The sequence below is a fragment of the Leucobacter tardus genome (assembly GCF_017583045.1).
In the GTDB taxonomy this organism is placed as follows: domain Bacteria; phylum Actinomycetota; class Actinomycetes; order Actinomycetales; family Microbacteriaceae; genus Leucobacter; species Leucobacter tardus.
Window position 1 is genome coordinate 584,160 of sequence record NZ_JAGFBF010000001.1, and the last position, 15,891, is coordinate 600,050.

The window sequence follows — 15,891 nt, forward strand, 5'->3', positions numbered from 1 at the left end:
GTATGGCAGAGCTTCCGGAAGGTGTCGGGGACGCCGCCGAGGCGCGAGTCGTCGAATGGGCGCGGACGCTCAGCGAGGCCAGGCATGCCGGCCGCGGGCATCCCGATCTCGTCGGCGGCGCGCGTCACGACGCGAGCGGATTGGCGTTCACGCAGCGGGTCATGGACCTGCTCGCCGGGTCCGACGACGCGTTCGCCACGGCGTTCGGCCTGCGGGAGGCTTCACGCGACCTCCCGCGGACGCTGCCCGTGCGCGACCGTCTCGCGGTGCGCGCCGGCGGCCTCGCATCGCTCGGGCTGCCATGGGCCGTCGTGCCGATCGCGAAGCGCTGGTTGCGCGACCGGGCGAAGCACCTCGTGCTGCCCGCCCGTCTCCCGACCGACCCCGACCACCCGAATCGGGCCGCAGCCCTCGCCATGGCTCTCGAGCGGCGCTCGACCGCCGGGCTGAGGCCGTCGGTCCGCCTCCTCGGCACGCCCGTTCACGGACCCGCGGCGGCCGAACGGGAGATCGAGCGACTGACGGCGCTCGCCGGCTTCCCGGGAGTGACCGACCTCATCGTGGACGCCCGCAGGGTCATGCCAGGCGGAACGGACTGGTCGACCGAGGCGGACGTGACCGACGCCGTCGCGCGACTCCGCCCGCTCTTTGACGCGGCCCTCGCGCACGAGGTGGGGGTCACCCTCGAGCCCGGCTCCTATCGGGAGGCGCGGCTCGTCCCCGAGGTCCTGCTGCGCGCCCTCGCCGATCCGGCCCTCGACCGCGTGCGCGCGGGTGTCGGGATCCTCGCCGAGCTGCCGGACTCCCGCGACATTCTGGAGCGCGTGCTGCGCTGGGCCGGCCTGCGCGCCGCTGAAGGCGGCGCCGCACTCGAGGTCGTGCTGGGCACGGGCGGCATCGTCGGCGCCGAACGGATCGCATCGATCCAGTCGGGCCTCGCGATCCCCGCGTTCGAGCACCGGACCGAGATCGATGGGCAGCTGCTCAGACTCGCCGACCTCGCACTGCACCCCGAGCACGCCGCGCACGTGCGGGTCGTCGTCGCGAGCGACGACCCCCACCTCATCGCTGCCGTCGAGGCCATCGCGCTCGAGCGCGACCTCGTCGGCATGCTCCGATTCCGGCTGCGCGCCGGCATCGGCGACGACCTCGCCGAGCACCTTGCACGCACGCGAACCGGGGTCAGGATCGCGCAGCCCGTCGTGCGCCCCGCCGAGTTCACCGGTGCCGTCGACCTGCTGCTCGCGCTCGCCGCGGAGGCAGCCGACCCCGATTCCGCACTGGCCGGACTCGATGGCGTGCTGCGCGGCGACAACGAGGCGCTCGCAGCCGAGCGCGAACGTCTCGCGGCCGCGCTGAGCGCCGCAGCCGACCCGTTCCCGCCCGTGCGACGCACGCAGCAGCGCACGCGGGAGTGGGACCCCAGCGAACGCGACAGCGCCCTCTTCTACCGCGCCCCAGACGATCCGTCACCGTTCCACACGGGCGGACTGACCGCAGCGGTGCTCGGACTCGGTCGTGCAGACACGGGCGAGGTGCAGCTCGAGGCGATGGGCACGCCCATCGCGATCCCCGTGGTCTCGCAATCGGGGTTCGCAGCTGAGCCCATCACCGACGCGACGGTGACGACGAACCGGGACTGGGCGCGCAAACTCCTCGACCGTGCGGCACAGGTGCGAGAGACCACCTCCGCGACGGAAGCACCGAGTGTCGGTGCTCCCGAGGTCGAGGAGATCCTGGGCGCCGCCCGCAGTGCCGGGGAGCGCTGGGCGAGCCAGAACCACACTCTGCGCGCCACTCGCCTGCGCCGTGCCGCGCTCGCCACAGTCGCCGCTCGCGACCGGCTCACGGAGGCGCTCGCCGCCGACACCGGAGCACCGATCACGGTCATCGACGCGACCGTCACCGACATCGTCGACACGGCCAGATACACCGGTCAGCTCGCCGAGAACCTGAACGCGGTGCGCGGGGCGAGCTTCCACCCCGACGGGCTCGGCGTCGTGATCGCGGGTGCCGCCGCACCGTTCGCCGAGCAGGTCGAGAGCGTCGTCGCCCTGCTCGCCGCGGGCAGCGCCGTGGTGTGGGCGTTCCCCGAGGGGCAGCGTCGTGCAGCTGCCGTGCTGGTTGAGGAATGGGTACGGTCAGGACTCCCGGTCGAGACCGTGACGACGATCGCGCTCCCATCGGGTGAGGCTCCGGACCTCGACGGAGCGGTCGCGTTCGCGCGCGCGCTGGGTGCCGCGGAGACGGCGATCGACCGCGCGACGGTGTTCGCGAACCCCGGCGCGTCGCGCGCCCTCGCGCAGCGACGACCCGACCTGCGCCTCGACAGCCGCTTCCCCGCCATCGGCAGCATCGTGGTCACCCCTGCCGCCGAGATCGACTCGGCCATCGCCGATGTCGTCGCCTCCGCCTTCGGTCAGCCGGGGCCGCGAGCGGCTGGCCGCGCGATCCTCGTCGGCGCCGTGCACCGGTCGCGTCGCTTTCGCGAGGGTCTCGCCGACGCCGTGCGCGCGCTGCGCGTCGGGGATTCGGCCGCCTCCGGCAGTGATGATCCACTGGCACTGCAGGTCGGCCCGCTGCCGATCCAGCCGTCCGATGCCCAATTGCGGGCGCTCACCCGGCTCGAGAAGGGCGAGGAGTGGCTCGTCGAGCCGCGCCGACTCGACGACACCGGACGACTGTGGAGCCCCGGCGTGCGCACCGGCGTCGCCAGCAATGCGCAGTTCTGGGAGGACGCACGCGGCGTCCCCGTGCTCGGCATCGCCCATGCCTTCACGCTCGGTGATGCGATCGCCGCGCAGACGGCCGGCGGGGGAGCGGTCGCGGGGCTCCAATCGCTCGACCCCCGTGAGATGCTGCACTGGCTCGATCGCGCGCAGGCGGCGTCGCTCGCCGTGAATCGTCCGACCACGGCGGCCCGCGTCGAACGGCACCCCGGTGGCGCGTGGAACGACGCAGGTGCCGGTATCTCCGCGCTGTCGGGCGGTCCCCAGCGGCTGCTGACGCTCGGGACCTGGCACGTGCGCGAGGGGACGCGCAGTTCGACCCTGCACCTGCGCGGGCTCGATCCCGAAGTGCAGATTCTCATCGAGGTCGCGCAGGAGGCGCTCTCGTACGAGGAGTTCGACGAGCTCAGACGCGCCGCACTCGCCGATGTGCTCGCCTGGCGCACCTCGCTCGGGGTGGTGCGCGACACGATCGGGCTCGGCATCGAGCGCAACGCGCTGCGCCACTGGCCCGTACCGGTGCAGATCCGACTGTCCGAGGGGGCACCGGTGGCCGAGCTCTTGCGGGTCATCGCCGCGGCACTGCTCGTGCGGGCCCCCTTCACAGTGTCGACGGGACACGTGCTGCCCGAAGCGGTCACCGCGTTCCTGCGGACGCAGGGCATCGCGCTCTCGCTCGAGAGCGACAGCGACTGGCTCGAACGCGTCGTCGTCACGCCGCCCGCCGTCGACGGGACCCCCGTCGTGCGCGTGCGCATGATCGGGGGCGATCGGGTGCGCACGGCCGAGTGGATGAGCGGCGGCGCCGACCTCGCACTGTGGGCGGAGCCCGTCACCATGGCCGGACCGGTCGAGCTCATCAGCCTGCTCCGCGAGCAGGCGATCTCCGTGCGCACGCACCGTCACGCCATGGGCGCGCCGTCCCCCGAACTCGACGAGTGGATGGCTGAATTCGAGCGTTGACACTCGGTGGGGGCCGGGATTTCCGTTTGCGGTGGCGAAACGGTAATGTGGGTTCTCGGCTGCGGTGACGCGGCCACTGGCGGGTTGCCCGAGCGGCCAAAGGGAGCTGACTGTAAATCAGCCGGCACAGCCTACGGGGGTTCGAATCCCTCACCCGCCACAACATCAGCCCCCGGCTCGAGTCTGCGGAACCGAGTCCGGGGGCTGTGTCGTGTCAGGCCGCGTTCTCCGCGTTCGGCTCGATCTCACTGCCCGCACCGATGAATTCCAGGATCATCGATGCCACCGGTTCCGGACTCTTGATGATGGCCTCATGGCCGCGGTCATCGATCTGCTGCGCGGTCGCGTTCGGGAAGGTGTCGGCGAGTTCGGCGACCCACTCCGGCGGGCAGACCGGATCCGTCTCGCCGCGCAGCAGGAGCGTCGGCGCCGTGATGTCCGTGCAGATGCCCTCGAGCCGGTGGTTCAGCATGAACTTCAGCTTGTTGACGAACCACATCGGGTTCGTCTTCGCGTACTGCCACAGACCCAGCAGCAGCACCCTGGGTCCTTCATCCACCAGGTCCTGCGCCATGCGGAGGCCCTGCCGCAGGGCGGTCCGCTCCCAACGGTTGACCGTCGGAGCGATCAGCACGAGTGCCTCCACCAGATCGGGGTGATGCAGCGCGATCTCGGAGACCACCTGAGTCCCCATCGAGTGCCCGACGAGTATGACGCCGCTCGCAGCCTCCTGTCGAACGAATCGGGCCACGTTCTCCGCCGTGTCTGCGATGCTCGTCAAGGATCCCGGTTCGGGGGAGTCACCGAATCCGGGCATGTCGATGGCGAGCACGCGGCCGGAGCGCGAGAGCGCCTCCCCGAGCTCGGCGAACACGACCCGGCCCATGCCGATCCCGTGCACGAGGACGAAGGTCCGGCCTGGGGGTCCAGGGGTGTCCGTGAACGCGATCTCGACCTCGCCGTTTCGGTGGGTGCGATGACGGCTCTCCATGCATCCAGAATACCGTTATCCATCGTAACCGTGCGGCTCGTGCAGGACGTCTCCGCGAAGGAGTCCGGCGAACCGGAAACTGTCGCGAGGTTAGAGCGCCTGCGCGGCCCGTCGGCCGGCGGTGCGGTTCGCGCGCACACGGAACCAGAGGTTGAGTTCGCGTGCGGCCCGCAGGGCGGCGACCGCGTCGTCCGAACCCTGCACGTCGGTGAACGCATTGCGCACGCCCGGAAGGAGCGGCTCGCGGGGCGCGGGCAGCGGCACGTAGCCCATGGTCCAGTCCGAGAAGCGTCGCTCGACGATCGACTCCTGGTTCAAGACGTGGACGTCGGTGTGCCGGTCGTCGGCGCGGATCCGATCCATGACCTCGTGCACGGCGTCCGGGGTGCCCTCGAGTGTCTGGAAGAACCGGTTGTCGCGGAAGAGCAGCATCCCCGTCAGTCCGTTGCGTTCGTTCGCGGCCCGCGCCTGCGCAAGGAGCGCCGAGAGCTCGGGCTCGCCGAACGTTGCGACCGCAGTGCTGGAGTACATGACGGTGAGGAGAGGGTCCTGCTGCAACGTGGTCATCACTTCCGGTAGGGGCTACTGAGCCGTCTCGAGCGGTGCCGATGGGCCGTCGCTGACGACCTGCATGGCGGACGGAAGGTCGGTGAACACGCCGATCTCCCGTGAGAACATGTCGCAGGCCAGAAACTGGTCATCGCTGCGCCGGTCGATGTACCCGAGGAACTCGCCGTTGCGGCTGCCCACATGAAAGCCGTCTTCGACCATCGACCAGAGAACGCCGTCGTCGGCGGATGGTTCAGGTACTGCGGTCATGGCGTTGGCCGTCCTCAAGTTGCATGCCGGCGAAGTTCACCGGCGATCGAGCGGGTTCCACTGTAGCCGACGGAGACGGAAGGACGGTGAGGGTTCCTTTTCGAACAGTAATGCGGTACGCGCTTCTCGAAGCGCTCAGGGCGCGGGAACCGTATGGGCGAGGGCCCGCAGCGCGGCTCCGTCGAGGCGATAGACCTCCCACTCGTCCTGCGCCTGTCCGCCGACGCTGCGGTACAGACCGAGCGCAAGCTCATTCCACTTCAGTACTTTCCACTCGAGGCGAGCGTAGCCGCGCGCGTCGCACTCTCCGGCGAGCGACCCCATGAGCCGACGGCCCAGCCCAGAACCCCTGGTGGTCGGACGCACGTACAGATCTTCGAGGTGGATCCCGTGCACGCCCTCCCACGTGGAGTAGGTGAGGAACCAGATCGCGAACCCCGCCAGTTGGTGCTCACCGCCGGCCTCAGCCTCGGCGACGTGCGCGAAGACGGCGGGCGACGGAGCGAAGAGGGTGTCGCGCAGTTGGTCGACGGTGGTCTTGACGGCATCGGGTTCCCGCTCGTAGACCGCGAGCTCGTGGATCATGTCCAGGATCTCGGCGACGTCATCGGGGCGGGCGGCGCGAATCGTGTGGCGGGTCACGCGTCCATCGTAGACGTCGTGCGGTCGGGGGCGTCGATGAGCTCCTGCAGTGCCGCCTTGTGGGCGGCGTAGGCCTCGCGGCCCTCGGGTGTGAGCGCGAGCAGCTGGCGTGAGCGGCGATCGCGCACGATCGCCGTCTCACTGATGTACCCCGCCTCGGTCAATTGGGCGACCTGTTTACTCAGAGCCGACTTGGTGAGACCGATGCGATCCAAGATCTCGCCGAACTCGATCCCATCCGCACGCGAGAGCATCGCGCAGATGCGCAACCGGTGCGGGGCGTGGATGAGCGGGTTGAACGCCGGCTCAGGCACGGCGGGTCTGCTGCCAGTAGCGCGTGCCGGCTGTCGCGATAAGCGCGGCGAGCACGGTGCCGCACGCGGCCCAGACCCACGCTCCCGCCGTCTCCGCGAAGAGCACGGGTACGAGCGCGAGAATCGCGGCGATCACGATGCCCGGCAGGGCTCGCGTCCAGCTGATGTGCACGCGACGATACGGCGAGCTGCCGAAGGTGACGCGGCCCACCAGAACCGCGACGAGGATCGCGCACGCGATCGCGAATCCGCCGATAATGCCCCGAATCGGTTGCTCCGGCTTTCCGAGGGCATTCAGGAGGAACATGACCCAGATCAGGGCGGCGAGTATCGGGAAGTACCAGCCGGGAACCGGGCGGTTGACGGTGCTCGATTCCTCGCGCGCGGCGAGATCGAGGGACTGGCGAGCCTCTTCCGGGGTGGGCTCGGCACCCGTATCTCGTGTTTCCATGAAGGCAACAATAGCATGAGTTGCCGTGCGGGAAACAGTGAGGTTTCATTCCCACCGGAAGAACAGCGCCGACACGGCAGCGCCGACCACGATCGTGACGGTGAGTGAGACGAGGTTCGCCGCATCGATCTGCTGCCCGGCCCACGCCGCACCGAGCGCATCGACCCCCGCGCCGAACGGCAGCGCATCTCCGATGCGGGCCACCCAGTCGGGCAGGGCGTCGCGCGGACCGAACATGCCGCCGAGCGCCCCGAGCCCGAGAAACCCGACGAGTCCGATGGCGACCGCAGAGTTCGGGGTCGGCGCGACGGCGGCGACGACCATACCGATGGCGTACATGGCGAGCATCGTGGCGAGGAGCACGCCGACGGCCGCGGCGATCCGGTGCGGGGGGTTCGCACCGAACACGGTCACGGCGAATACGTAGGCGATCCCGATCCCGAGCGCCGCCTGCACGAAGCTCACGACCACCTGCGCCGCGAGCACCATGAATGGCGAGAGCGGCGTCGTCGCGAGCCGCTTCAGCACGCCGGACCGGCGGTAGGAGGCGAGGAAGCTCGGCATGTTGAGCACCCCGATCATCGTCGAGATCATGACGCAGACGAGCGGGAGCACGACGAGGTCGAGTGCCGTGCGACCGGCGAATACGATGTCGCTGCTCGCGCCGGACGCCGACATGATCAGGATCAGGATCGGTAGCGCGAACGGGACCACGAGGCCCGCCGTGTCGCGTGCGGTCATCTTCGCCTCGCAGACGCAGAGGCGCATCCACGCCCGGAGGCCCGGTCGGTGGGGTCGCGCGGCACGCGAGCGGGTGTGTGCGATGGTGGTCATGCGGATTCCTCCTCGAGTTCGATGGCTCGTCCGGTGAGTGCGACGAACGCGGCCTCCAGATCGGTGACGCCTGCCTCGCGCACCAGCGCGGTCGGCGCACCCGACGCGATGACTCGTCCCTTGTCGAGCAGAATCACCCGGTCGCAGAGTCGCTCGACCTCGTCCATGGCGTGACTCACCAGGATGACGGTGCATCCCTCGTCGCGGATCTGTTCGATGGTGTCCCACATGCGACGCCGGGCTCGCGGGTCGAGTCCGGTGGTGAGCTCATCGAGGATCACGAGGCGCGGACGGCCGGTCAGCGCGAGCGCGATGGAGACCCGCTGCTGCTGGCCGCCCGAGAGGCGGTCGAAGCGCACCCGCTGGTGGTCGTGCAGGTCGACGAGACCGAGCAGATCCTCGCGAGAACGCGGGTTCGGGTAGAAGGTGCGATAGAGGTCGATGAGCTCGCGCACCGTGAGGTCTCCGTGCAGCGTGGCGGTCTGCAGCTGCACGCCGAGGATCTCCCGGAGTCGTGCGCGATCACGTTGCGGATCCAGCCCGAAGACGCGCACGGTACCGCGATCGTGCGCTCTGCGACGTCGGAGGCCGGCAATCAACTCGACGGTCGTCGTCTTACCCGCGCCGTTCGCCCCGAGCACGCCGAGGATCTCCCCGGGGTCCACTCGCAGACTGACGTCGTCGACGGCGACGCGCGTGCGGTAGCGCTGGTGCAGGTGCTCCACGAGCACCGCGGGATCCGAGTGCGGTTCGGTCATCGTGCCTGAGGTGTCCATGGCAGCAGGCTACGAGGGTGCGCGTCACGTGCGCGTGTGCCGACAGTCACCTGTCGAGCAGTGACTTTCGGCACCTGTACTCGGACGAACCCGCACCTCTACGCTGAACAGATGCGACGCTTCGATCCTGAGATCTGGGCCGGCGGGTTCATGCTCGCGGTGACGCTCGTCCCCGTGACCCCGGTCCTGTTCGGTGCGCTGCCGCTCGATATTCCCCGCGCCGCGTGGATCGCGATCTACGCCGTTCTGGTGCTCGCGGTGATCGGCGCGTTCTGGGGGGTCGGCGACCGGTGGTGGCCGCGCATCTCGTTCGGGATCGTCGTCGTCGCCAGCTGGGCGCTCGTGCTCACGGCGACGCACACGGGTCTGCTGCCGGTGCTCTTCGTCGTCACGGTGGCGCTGAGTCCGTATCTCGTGCCGGTCTGGGTGGGCATCGGGCTCGTCGTGGCGAACTCGGCGGTGCTGACCGTCGCGCTGCTGAGCGTTCCCGATCGCTCGGGTTCGCTCGCCGACGGGTGGGGTGAACTCGCCCTGGGGCTCGGCTTCTACATCATGATCCAGGCGGCGTCACTGCTCAGCTCGGTGGCGATGCTCCGTGAGCAGCATGCGCGTCGCGAACTCGCCGAGGCGCACGTGGAGCTGCAGGCGGCGACCGTGCTCCTCGCCGAGTCCGCGCGAGTGAACGAGCGACTGCGCATCTCGAGGGATCTGCACGACCTCATCGGACACCAGCTCACGGTGCTCACCCTCGAGCTCGAGGCCGCCAAACACCGGGCCGGCGCGAGTGCGGACGCCGCTGTCGCGGTCTCCGCACACGTGGAACGGGCCGGCGGCGTCGCTCGCGACCTGCTCTCGAGCGTGCGCGAGACGGTCGGGGAGCTGCGCACCGAGAGCACCGACCTCGCTGAGACGCTGCAGCGCATCGTGCAGGATCTGCGGGAGCCCCGCGTCGAGCTCGACATCGACGCCGACCTCGCGCTCGACGAAGACCGGACGCAGTTGCTCGTGCGCGCGGTGCAGGAGATCGTGACGAACACGATCAGGCACGCCGAGGCGCGCACGTTGCGCATCGCCGTGCAGGCGACCCCGACGGGTATCGAGCTGCGGGCGCACGACGACGGCTGGGGAGCCGGGGACGTCGAACCGGGCAACGGATTGCGCGGTCTGCGCGAGCGCTTCGCCGCGTTCGGCGGCGACGTCTCATTCGACGGGTCGCGCGGGTTCACCGTGGTCGCAAGGGCGGAGCGATGACCCGCGTCGTCGTGGTCGACGATCAGGCACTGGTGCGTCAGGGGATCCGGACGCTGCTCGAACTGGCCGGCGTCGACGTCGCCGGTGAGGCGGCCGACGGGGGTGAAGCACTGGCAGTGATTGCTCAGTGCGATCCCGATGTCGTGCTGCTCGATCTGCGCATGCCGGGGCATGACGGCATCTGGACGCTGCGGCAACTGCGGGAGCGCGAGGTCGACGTGCCCGTGCTCGTGCTCACGACGTTCGACGACGACGCCCTGGTGCTCGAGGCGTTGCACGCCGGGGCGCGCGGGTACCTGCTGAAGGATGTCACCCTCGAGCGCCTCACCCGCGCGGTCGACGTGCTCGCCGACGGCGGCACGCTCATCGCCCCGACGATCACCGAGCGGCTGCTGCGCACGATCCGGTCGACGCCGCCCCCGCTCGGGTCCCCGGACGCACCGCTCGAATCGTTGACGGATCGCGAGCTCGAGGTGCTCCGACTGATGGCCGAGGGGTACGGCAACCGCGAGATCGCCGAAGCGCTGTTCCTCGCCGAAGGTACTGTGAAGAACCGGGTGTCCGTCATTCTGCTGAAGCTCGGCGCCCGGGACCGCACCAAGGCCGTCCTGCGCGCACTGCACGAGGGGGTCCTCGACTGAGGACGACGCCTCGCGGCATATTCCGCTTCCAGGTCGCATCGCCTATTCTCAGAGCATGGAAACGAAGACCGTCGACGGAGTGACCTACACCCTCACTCGTCGCGACGCCCCGCAGAACGACCTGCACAACTGGTACTGGCTCGGGTCGGACGGCACGGTGCTCGAGCTCGACGAGCCGGAGCAGCGCGCGCTGCGCGCCAGCGACGTCATCCTCGACGAGTAGCACTGCTCGCCGAGCGGCCAATGCGTACGGACAGCACCTGCAACTAAGGTTCGCCATACCTCACAAAGCTGCTCTCATCTGCATTTTTCACCGTCTTTAGGTCAGCCTAGCCTTGCTTGCGAACGAATCTCAGAAGCGTATTCTTGAGGCAGTAGCGGGCACGAGGCCCGGTGAGAAGGAGGCAGACATGAAGACCGAACAGGCACAGTCGAAGACCGGTGACAACGGGTTCAACCGCCCCTCGGGTGTCGCACAGTACCTCACCCCCGTGGTGCAGGATCTGGTGGCGCTGCACGTGAACGGCAAGCAGGCCCATTGGCACGTGCGCGGTCACAACTTCATCGGCGTGCACGAGTTCCTCGACGACGTCGTATCGCACGCTCAGGACGCTGCAGACACAGTCGCCGAGCGGATCGTCGCTCTGGGTCTCCCCGTCGATGCCCGGGTCGAGACCGTGGCGAAGAAGACCACCACGCCGACACTGTCCGACGGTTTCCAGAAGTCGGATGTCACGATCCGCGAGATCGTCGCGCAGATCGATGCGACCTCCGAGACGGTTCTCGAAGCCGTCCGCGGGCTCGAAGAGCTCGATCCGGTGAGCCAGGACATCGTCATCGCGGTGGCCCAGCAGCTCGATAAGGATCGTTGGTTCCTCTTCTCCCACATCGCCGAGTAATCCGCTACTCGTTCGAACGGCCCCCGCTGCACCGATCACGGTGCGTCGGGGGCCGTTCGCGTGCGAGGCGGGCTGCTCACCCGCGACTGGGCAGTCTCCGCGACGGCGGCTAGAGTATCGGCATGGCTGATTCTTCGTTTGACGTAGTGAGCAAGATCGACGGCATGGAGGTCGAGAACGCGGTCAACCAGGCCCGCAAGGAGATCGAGCAGCGATACGACTTCAAGGGTGTCGGCGCCGATGTGACGCTGAGCGGTGAGGCGATCCTCATCAAGGCGAACACCGAAGAGCGGGCGAACGCCGTACTCGACGTGCTTCAGTCGAAGTTCATCAAGCGGGGTCTCTCGCTGAAGTCGCTCGAAACCGGCGACCCGTTCGCGAGCGGCAAGGAATACCGCATCGAGTCGAAGCTCAAAGAGGGCATCGATCAGCCCACCGCGAAACAGCTGAACAAGCTGATCCGCGATGAGGCACCGAAGACCGTGAAGAGCCAGATCCAGGGTGACGAACTGCGGGTGAGCTCGAAGAGCCGTGACGATCTGCAGGACACGATCACGCTGCTGAAGGGGGCCGATGTCGACGTCGCCCTCCAGTTCGTCAACTTCCGCTGAGTCCGCGGCGCACTGAGCTGAACATTGGCTCCGCGACGCGGCAAGGGCCATCCGGATAGACTGATCTGGTGATCGGCGAAAACCTGCTCGGCCCCGAGCCCACTCGGCTCGCAGCCGAACCCACTGTGACCGAGGCGCTGCACGACGGCGCCGATCCGCACGGACTGGTGCGGGAGCACCCCGAGTCACCGCTCGTCTGGGCGGAGCTCGCGGATCTCGCCGACGCCGGTGGCCGCGAAGTCGAGGCGTACGCCTACGCCCGCGTCGGGTATCACCGCGGGCTCGACGCCCTCCGCAAGTCGGGGTGGCGCGGTGCCGGGCCGATTCCCTGGGATCACGAGCCGAACCGGGGTGTGCTGCGCGCGCTGTATGCGCTGCGTCGTGCCGCCGGCCGCATCGGCGAGGAGTCGGAGGTCGAGCGCCTGACCGAGTTCCTGAACGGTGCCGATCCGTCCGCGATCGAGCGCATCGAAGCGCGTGAGCGCGCGCAAGCAGAAGCAGAAAGAGGCTGACATGCCAGCTGTCCTGATCACCGGTGCCCAGTGGGGCGACGAGGGGAAGGGGCGCGCGACCGATCTGCTCGGCAGCCGCGTCGACTACGTCGTCAAGTTCAACGGGGGCAACAACGCCGGCCACACGGTCGTCGTCGGTGCAGAGAAGTACGCACTCCACCTGCTGCCCTCCGGCATTCTCACGCCCGGCGTGACTCCGATCATCTCCAACGGTGTCGTGGTCGACCTCGACGTGCTCAAGGAGGAGCTCGACGGGCTCTCCGGGCGCGGCGTGGACGTGTCGAAGCTGAAGCTCAGCGCCAATGCGCACGTCATCACGGCGTACCATCGCACCCTCGACAAGGTCACCGAGCGCTTCCTCGGCAAGCGTCAGATCGGCACGACCGGACGCGGCATCGGCCCGGCGTACGCCGACAAGATCAACCGCGTCGGCATTCGCGTGCAAGATCTCTTCGACGAGAACATCCTGCGCCAGAAGGTCGAGGCCGCGCTCGACTTCAAGAACCAGATCCTCGTGAAGATCTACAATCGTCGCGCCATCGAGGCCGACGAGGTCATCAACGACCTGATCCAGTACCGCGAGATGCTCGAGCCGATGGTGTGCGACACCGGGTTGCTGCTGCACGAGGCCATGCAGGCGGGCAAGAACGTGCTTTTCGAGGCGGGCCAGGCGACGATGCTCGACATCGATCACGGCACCTACCCGTTCGTGACCTCGTCGAATGCCACCGCCGGCGGGGCGAGCACGGGCTCCGGGCTGCCGCCGCACAGCATCGACCGCGTCATCTCGGTGATCAAGGCGTACACGACCCGCGTCGGCGCCGGCCCGTTCCCCACCGAACTCTTCGACGAGTACGGCGACCACCTCGCTCAGGTCGGCCACGAGTTCGGCACGACGACGGGTCGCCCGCGGCGGTGCGGATGGTACGACGCCCCGATCGCGCGGTACGCCGCCCGCATCAACGGCGTCACCGACTTCGTGCTCACGAAGCTCGACGTGCTCTCCGGGCTCGAGACGATCCCGGTCTGCGTCGCCTACGACGTGAACGGCGTGCGTCACGACGAGGTGCCGGTCAATCAGACCGACTTCCACCACGCGAAGCCGATCTACGAAGAGTTCCCCGGGTGGACCGAGGACATCACGACCGCGCGCCGATTCGAGGACCTGCCGCAGAACGCGCAGGACTACATCCTGGCGCTCGAGCGGATGAGCGGATCCCGCATCTCCGCGATCGGCGTCGGCCCGGAGCGCGAGCAGGTCGTGGTGCGCCACGATCTGCTGGACTAGGCGGCGCACGTGTCGGAGCGGACGCCCGAGGAGCAGCTGCAGCGCCTGCGCTCGAGCATCGACAACATCGATGCAGCGCTCGTGCACATGCTCGCCGAGCGGTTCAAGGCGACGCAGCAGGTCGGTGAGCTGAAGGCGGAGCATCGCATGCCGCCGTCCGATCCGGCGCGCGAGGCGCGGCAGATCGAACGTCTGCGCGAGCTCGCGGAGGCGGCGCACCTCGACCCCGAGTTCGCTGAGAAGTGGTTCAATTTCGTCGTGGCCGAGGTGATCCAGCACCACACGCGGATCGCGGACGAGGCGGCCGCCGAGTAGTCCCGGGTGCGCGGGCGCTAGGGAGTCTCGGCCGAGAGCACGAGACGATCCGGTGCTCCGCTCGATGCGCCGAAACGGTTCGGGTGCATGAACGCGATGTCTTCCTGCACCGCGACTCCGGTCGCCAGGTCGGCCGCCGCGGCGCCGAGCGCGGGGGCCATCTTGAACCCGTGCCCTGAGAGTCCGACGGCCGCGATGAGGCCGTCGAGACCGTCGATCTCGCCGAGCAGTGCGGTGTCGTCGCTGGTGTAGGCGTCGGCGCACGGGCTCACCCGAACCGCCCGCGGTTCGACACCCGGCAGATAGTCCCGCACGTACCGGGTGACGGTGTCGATGTACTCGGGGTGCACCGCCATCGGATGGTCGTAGTGGTCGACGGGCGGCAGGTAGACGCTGCCCGCGACCTTGATGGTCCACCCGTCGCTCGACGGGAACCCGTAGAAGCTGCCGTCCGGTTCGTTGCGCAGAAAGATGGTCTGCTCGCCGGCAGCGGCGTAGGCCGCGGGGTCCCGCAGCGGGAACCAGGTGAGCACCTGCGGGCGGATCTCGGTGCGGGCGCCGAGATCGCGGCTGAACTGCCGGGCCCCGGTTCCGGTCGACACGATGACGCGCGGGGCGGTCAGGGTGCCTTCACCCGTGCGGACGGTCCAGGCGTCGCCGTCGCGCACGATCTCGTGCACCTCGCGCTGCTCGAGGAAGGTGGCGCCGTGCCGCTGGGCGGCCTGCACCGCGCTGAGCACGGCCCGCTCGCTCTTGAGATACCCGCTCTGCGGGTCGAACAGGGCGAGCGAGTCGGCATCGAGCCGGTGCATCGGCAATCGCGCTGCAGCGGCGTCGCCCGAGAGGAGTTCGAAGTCGTAGTCCTGATCCTGCGTGGACTCGAGCAGCCGCTCGAACGACGGGACCCCGCGGCGGCCGATCGTGACGCCACCGCAGATGCGCAGCAGGTCGGTGCCGCTCTCCGACTCGAGCTCGCGCCAGAGCGACACGGCGCGGGAGAGAATGCCGCGGTAGTGGCTGCCCTCGCGGTAGATGGTGCGGAAGAGCCGCGATTCGCCGGCGTAGGCCGAGAACGGACCGGGAATCGTCGAGCGATCCACGGCGATGACCCGGTGGCCCCGCTTCGCGAGCTGCCACGCGGCCATCGTGCCGACCGAGCCCGCACCGACGACGATCACGTCGGCGTGCAGGTTCATTTCCGGTCTCGCTCTCGGGGCAGCGTGTCGATCACGTCGACGGAGATGCGTTTCGGGCGGGGGAGCTGCAGTGTCACCGGGGTTCCAATCTCGCAGGCGAGGAGTCGTCGGGTGACCGGGGTGGGCGGGCGTCGCTGCCGTGCCGCGGTCTCCCGCCAGGCTAGAACCGCCGCAGTATGATTGTCAACAATTTACAATCGACGTGAACGCGGTGAGCGCGTCGGAAGACTTCCCGGTGCGCCGCAAGCGGTCAGTTCGCCTCGGACTCCTCGGTGGCGGTGTCGCCCGACAGCTCGTCGTCGACGACCTCTTCCTCGAGATTCCAGATCGGGTCGCCGCTGTCGCTCTCGGCGAGTCTCAAGAGGAGTGCGTGATGATCGGGCTCATCGTCGCCCAGGATCTTGCGCCCGCGCTCGATGACCTCGGCGCGCGTCGCATCCGAGCCCAGCTCGGTACGCGCGTCGGAAAGCGCCCACCGGTAGCTCTCAAGCGCGGCGTGCAGTTCGTCCTCGGTGATGTGCGTCTGATCCATGCCCCACCTCCCTGAGCGGAGTTCCGGCCCCGACGCGGTGTCGGACTGTACCGGCTGCGCTCAGCCTAACGCCGGAGCACGGGTCGGTGAAAGTCCAGTCCGAGCCGCCCGCGGGTTCGGTGGAGAA

The 15,891-nt window shown here is 68.8% G+C and carries 19 protein-coding genes and 1 tRNA gene; 10 read left to right on the forward strand and 10 right to left on the reverse strand.

Translation table 11 applies throughout. From position 1 onward, the window contains the following. The first annotated feature begins 2 nt into the window (after positions 1-2). Together J4H85_RS02780 and J4H85_RS02785 are read left to right on the forward strand one after the other, a co-directional pair. Positions 3-3,692, forward strand: coding sequence for a proline dehydrogenase family protein (locus J4H85_RS02780; protein WP_243893303.1), 3,690 nt, complete (start codon positions 3-5; stop codon positions 3,690-3,692). A 78-nt stretch (positions 3,693-3,770) separates the two neighbouring features. Beyond that, positions 3,771-3,852 (forward strand) — tRNA-Tyr (locus J4H85_RS02785). Positions 3,853-3,906: 54 nt separating this feature from the next. Here the strand turns inward: J4H85_RS02785 and J4H85_RS02790 are convergent. The 8 genes from J4H85_RS02790 to J4H85_RS02825 form a co-directional block, all read right to left on the reverse strand. Further along, the gene (locus J4H85_RS02790; protein WP_208236673.1) at positions 3,907-4,683 is read right to left on the reverse strand and encodes an alpha/beta fold hydrolase; all 777 of its coding nucleotides are present in this window, start codon (positions 4,681-4,683) and stop codon (positions 3,907-3,909) included. A gap of 90 nt (positions 4,684-4,773) precedes the next feature. Next, positions 4,774-5,250: a BLUF domain-containing protein gene (locus J4H85_RS02795; RefSeq protein WP_208236675.1), complete on the reverse strand. Its 477-nt coding sequence runs from the start codon at positions 5,248-5,250 to the stop codon at positions 4,774-4,776. Positions 5,251-5,265: 15 nt separating this feature from the next. Further along, positions 5,266-5,502, reverse strand: coding sequence for a hypothetical protein (locus J4H85_RS02800; RefSeq protein WP_208236678.1), 237 nt, complete (start codon positions 5,500-5,502; stop codon positions 5,266-5,268). Positions 5,503-5,637: 135 nt separating this feature from the next. Further along, positions 5,638-6,144, reverse strand: a complete 507-nt coding sequence (locus J4H85_RS02805) for a GNAT family N-acetyltransferase (protein WP_307863344.1) — start codon at positions 6,142-6,144, stop codon at positions 5,638-5,640. Continuing rightward, the gene (locus tag J4H85_RS02810; protein WP_208236680.1) at positions 6,141-6,458 is read right to left on the reverse strand and encodes a transcriptional regulator; all 318 of its coding nucleotides are present in this window, start codon (positions 6,456-6,458) and stop codon (positions 6,141-6,143) included. Before J4H85_RS02810 ends, J4H85_RS02805 begins: the two co-directional genes overlap by 4 nt. Beyond that, positions 6,451-6,909, reverse strand: coding sequence for a hypothetical protein (locus tag J4H85_RS02815; protein WP_208236683.1), 459 nt, complete (start codon positions 6,907-6,909; stop codon positions 6,451-6,453). Before J4H85_RS02815 ends, J4H85_RS02810 begins: the two co-directional genes overlap by 8 nt. 45 nt (positions 6,910-6,954) lie before the next feature. Beyond that, positions 6,955-7,743, reverse strand: coding sequence for an ABC transporter permease (locus J4H85_RS02820; protein WP_208236685.1), 789 nt, complete (start codon positions 7,741-7,743; stop codon positions 6,955-6,957). Then, on the reverse strand, positions 7,740-8,519 hold the full coding sequence (locus J4H85_RS02825) for an ABC transporter ATP-binding protein (RefSeq protein ID WP_243893304.1): 780 nt from the start codon (positions 8,517-8,519) through the stop codon (positions 7,740-7,742). Before J4H85_RS02825 ends, J4H85_RS02820 begins: the two co-directional genes overlap by 4 nt. Before the next feature lie 111 nt (positions 8,520-8,630). On the opposite strand from J4H85_RS02825, the gene J4H85_RS02830 reads away from it, so the two are divergent. From J4H85_RS02830 to J4H85_RS02865, 8 genes are all read left to right on the forward strand, one after another. Further along, positions 8,631-9,770, forward strand: coding sequence for a sensor histidine kinase (locus tag J4H85_RS02830; protein ID WP_243893305.1), 1,140 nt, complete (start codon positions 8,631-8,633; stop codon positions 9,768-9,770). Further along, positions 9,767-10,411, forward strand: a complete 645-nt coding sequence (locus tag J4H85_RS02835) for a response regulator (RefSeq protein ID WP_208236687.1) — start codon at positions 9,767-9,769, stop codon at positions 10,409-10,411. Before J4H85_RS02830 ends, J4H85_RS02835 begins: the two co-directional genes overlap by 4 nt. A gap of 55 nt (positions 10,412-10,466) precedes the next feature. Continuing rightward, the gene (locus J4H85_RS02840; RefSeq protein WP_208236689.1) at positions 10,467-10,634 is read left to right on the forward strand and encodes a hypothetical protein; all 168 of its coding nucleotides are present in this window, start codon (positions 10,467-10,469) and stop codon (positions 10,632-10,634) included. Positions 10,635-10,821: 187 nt separating this feature from the next. Further along, complete coding sequence (locus J4H85_RS02845) at positions 10,822-11,310, forward strand: Dps family protein (RefSeq protein ID WP_208236690.1); 489 nt, start codon at positions 10,822-10,824, stop codon at positions 11,308-11,310. Positions 11,311-11,432: 122 nt separating this feature from the next. Then, positions 11,433-11,921 carry a YajQ family cyclic di-GMP-binding protein gene (locus tag J4H85_RS02850; protein WP_208236692.1) on the forward strand — a complete coding sequence of 163 codons (489 nt, stop codon included), beginning with the start codon at positions 11,433-11,435 and terminating at the stop codon, positions 11,919-11,921. A 68-nt stretch (positions 11,922-11,989) separates the two neighbouring features. After that, on the forward strand, positions 11,990-12,433 hold the full coding sequence (locus J4H85_RS02855) for a DUF3151 domain-containing protein (RefSeq protein ID WP_208236693.1): 444 nt from the start codon (positions 11,990-11,992) through the stop codon (positions 12,431-12,433). A 1-nt stretch (position 12,434) separates the two neighbouring features. Then, on the forward strand, positions 12,435-13,721 hold the full coding sequence (locus J4H85_RS02860; RefSeq protein ID WP_208236695.1) for an adenylosuccinate synthase: 1,287 nt from the start codon (positions 12,435-12,437) through the stop codon (positions 13,719-13,721). 9 nt (positions 13,722-13,730) lie between these two features. Continuing rightward, positions 13,731-14,036 (forward strand): chorismate mutase, encoded by a 306-nt coding sequence (locus J4H85_RS02865; protein WP_208236697.1) that lies wholly within the window; start codon positions 13,731-13,733, stop codon positions 14,034-14,036. Positions 14,037-14,053: 17 nt separating this feature from the next. Here J4H85_RS02865 and solA read toward each other — a convergent pair whose 3' ends face one another. Next, the gene (solA, locus tag J4H85_RS02870) at positions 14,054-15,232 is read right to left on the reverse strand and encodes an N-methyl-L-tryptophan oxidase (protein WP_208236699.1); all 1,179 of its coding nucleotides are present in this window, start codon (positions 15,230-15,232) and stop codon (positions 14,054-14,056) included. 250 nt (positions 15,233-15,482) lie between these two features. After that, positions 15,483-15,764, reverse strand: a complete 282-nt coding sequence (locus J4H85_RS02875) for a hypothetical protein (RefSeq protein ID WP_208236701.1) — start codon at positions 15,762-15,764, stop codon at positions 15,483-15,485. Between the last annotated feature and the right edge of the window lie 127 nt (positions 15,765-15,891).